Source organism: Halomicrobium katesii DSM 19301, from assembly GCF_000379085.1.
GTDB classification, from domain to species: Archaea; Halobacteriota; Halobacteria; order Halobacteriales; family Haloarculaceae; genus Halomicrobium; species Halomicrobium katesii.
Genome location: NZ_KB905378.1, coordinates 1,367,412 through 1,369,877, shown reverse-complemented (window position 1 = coordinate 1,369,877; position 2,466 = coordinate 1,367,412). Strand labels below are relative to the sequence as shown.

3 protein-coding genes and 1 pseudogene are annotated in these 2,466 nt (G+C 57.9%); 2 read left to right on the top strand and 2 right to left on the bottom strand.

Annotation, left to right across the window (positions count from 1 at the left end; translation table 11 throughout):
• Both HALKA_RS19345 and HALKA_RS0107345 read right to left on the bottom strand, forming a co-directional pair.
• The coding region (locus tag HALKA_RS19345) for a helix-turn-helix domain-containing protein (protein ID WP_044956503.1) at positions 1-286 on the bottom strand (286 nt) is incomplete at its 3' end.
• 155 nt (positions 287-441) lie between these two features.
• Positions 442-786, bottom strand: coding sequence for a winged helix-turn-helix transcriptional regulator (locus HALKA_RS0107345; RefSeq protein ID WP_018257371.1), 345 nt, complete (start codon positions 784-786; stop codon positions 442-444).
• Between the two features lie 78 nt (positions 787-864).
• Between HALKA_RS0107345 and HALKA_RS19340 the strand changes: the two genes are divergently transcribed.
• Positions 865-2,103, top strand: a complete 1,239-nt coding sequence (locus tag HALKA_RS19340) for an FAD-dependent oxidoreductase (protein WP_080505804.1) — start codon at positions 865-867, stop codon at positions 2,101-2,103.
• 56 nt (positions 2,104-2,159) lie between these two features.
• Positions 2,160-2,466: pseudogene (locus HALKA_RS19335) on the top strand (IS701 family transposase); the annotation flags it as partial.

The window sequence follows — 2,466 nt, the reverse complement described above, 5'->3', positions numbered from 1 at the left end:
GTTGGAGCCGCTCGAAGAACTGTTTGCGTTCGTGTTTGTCGAGCTTCGAGGGGCGGCCTGGTCTGGATTCGTCGTAGGGAGCTTGCTCGATCGGTTCTTCAGTGAACCGATCGAGCCAGTTGCGGATCGTCTTCTCCACGACACCATGTCGTTCAGCTAGTGTCTCGTGTTCATCGCCCTGCTTTCGGCCGATTGCAGCAAGAACACGTTCTCGAGGAACCTCACCCTCTGTTTGTTCACGGAGCTCCTGAAGCTCTTCCAGAGTGATATCGTCTAACCGTCCCATTACCGCAAATTGAGTCTACACTGGCAAATACTTTCGCACGACTGTATGAGGTGAAAGAGACGTCTGGTTAGGCATGAATAGCACAGGGGCTAAGAACCATCTTAATAGACTATCTGGCCTGCCGTTACATTGCACAACCGGTCACTACTTGGAAGTCACTCGTCCGTTGAAGCCCACTCCAACAGTGGTTCGAGACGGGTTCTCACCTCATATCCATCATCGGTCAGTGAGTACTCGACACGGGGTGGGAGCTCGTTATACTGAGTTCGGGATATCAGTCCGGCCTCCGCGAACTCATCGAGCCGTTTCGAGATAGGCGAGGTGCTCGCTGTTGGAAGGTGCTCTTCGATTTCCACGAACCGAAGTGAGTCGTGCGCACCGATGATGCTGACGAGCTGCATCGCGTATTTCTGGCCCAGCGTATCGATGACACCTGTGAGTGGACAGTAGCACGTTCCGTCAACGTCGCAGACGGGCGCATCTACAGTGGTATCTGCCATAACTTTGTGGCCCCGAACTTACTCTATAGCTTTGGACTCCGAAGTATAAGAACTTCCTATCGTAAATCATAGACACAAATGGCCAGCGCGTCTAACTATGATCTCGTGATCCTTGGCGGCGGAGCTGCCGCCTTCGCCGCGATTACAGAAGCGAGCCGCCGAAATCTCTCGACGGCGATGGTGAACACGGGCCTGCCGATCGGCGGAACGTGCGTGAACGTCGGCTGTGTCCCGAGCAAGCATCTCCTCGCGGTTGCCGAGCACGGCGCCGCAGCGTCGGATAACCCGTTTGAGGCCGTCACGTACTCCGAGGAGCCGACTGTTGACTGGGCGCAAGCGCTAGACTGCACTAACGACCTCGTCGAGCGGTTCCGACAGGAGAACTATGTCGACGTTGCCGAGCACTTCGAGACCGATATCTACGAGGGGTACGGGAAGCTGGTCGACGACACCACCATCGAGGTCGTCGACGACGCCGACAAGGGCGCCAAGATCAGCGGCGAAAAAGTGCTCATCGCGACCGGCAGTTCTCCCTGGACACCGCCCATCGACGGACTCGAGTCCGTCGACTACTACACCAGCGAGACCATCCTTGAGGAACGCGACCTCCCCGAGAGCATCATCATCGGCGGCGGGTACATCGCGCTGGAGTGGGGCCAAATCCTCCACCGCGTCGGCGTCGACGTGACGATTCTCCAGCGCTCCGAGCGCGTTCTCTCGGGGATGGAAGGCCAGCTTGGCCGGGAGATCCAGCGAGCCTTCCGCGAAGAGGGCATCGACGTGGTGACCGGCAACGACTTCCGGCAAGTCCAGTCGCCAGCGACCGACAGCAGCACCGAAGCAATCCAGCAGGATGTCACGATCGAGACGACCGTCAACAACGAGCGTCAAGAGTTCACCACAGAGGCGCTGTTCGTCGCGACGGGCGTCCAGCCCAACAGCGAGAACATTGGCCTCGACACGGTCGGCGTCGAGACGGACAGCGACGGGACAATTCGCGTCGACGAGCACTTCCAGACGACTAATCCCGACGTGTACGCCGCTGGAGACCTCATCGGCGAGCCCGAACTCGAAACGGTCGCCGCCAAGGAGGGCAATCACGCCGTCAAGAACGCCTTCGGTGAGGAGGGCGTCACCATCGACTACGACGCCGTCCCGGCGGTCGTGTTCACCAGACCGGAGGTCGCAGCCGTCGGCACGACAGAACTGGAATACATAGATGAACACGGTATATGTAGCTGCCGAACCGTCCAGATGGAAGATGTGCCGCGAGCGAAGGCCGTTGAGAACACCGACGGCCCATTCGTCTTTAGCTAAAAAACTCAGCTTTGAACGTTGAAGTTGGAGCGTGACATAGGCGGTAGCGAAGACGGATGATGCCGATTACGGACTTCTTGTCGTGTATGCGTGTGTTCGACGAGTTCGAGTCGCTCTCACCGGCGCAACGCTATCACGCCAAAACCTACGCCACAGGTCTTGTTGCGGCCAGCAACAAGACCGTGGCAGGTATCGCACGCGAAGTCCTTCCAGCTGGAGACAAACGCGCTCTCAACAAGTTCCTCACCGAGTACGACTGGGACGAACAGCAATTCAACCACGAATGCCTCGAAGAACTCCAAAAACACGGTGAAACGCGCTGGTCGAAGGATGGCTACATCATCCTCGACGACACGATCACCG

Coding starts and splice junctions, on each gene's coding strand:
- HALKA_RS0107345 (WP_018257371.1), bottom strand. CDS start 786: ATGGCAGATACCACTGTAGATGCGCCCGTCTGCGACGTTGACGGAACG.
- HALKA_RS19340 (WP_080505804.1), top strand. CDS start 865: ATGGCCAGCGCGTCTAACTATGATCTCGTGATCCTTGGCGGCGGAGCT.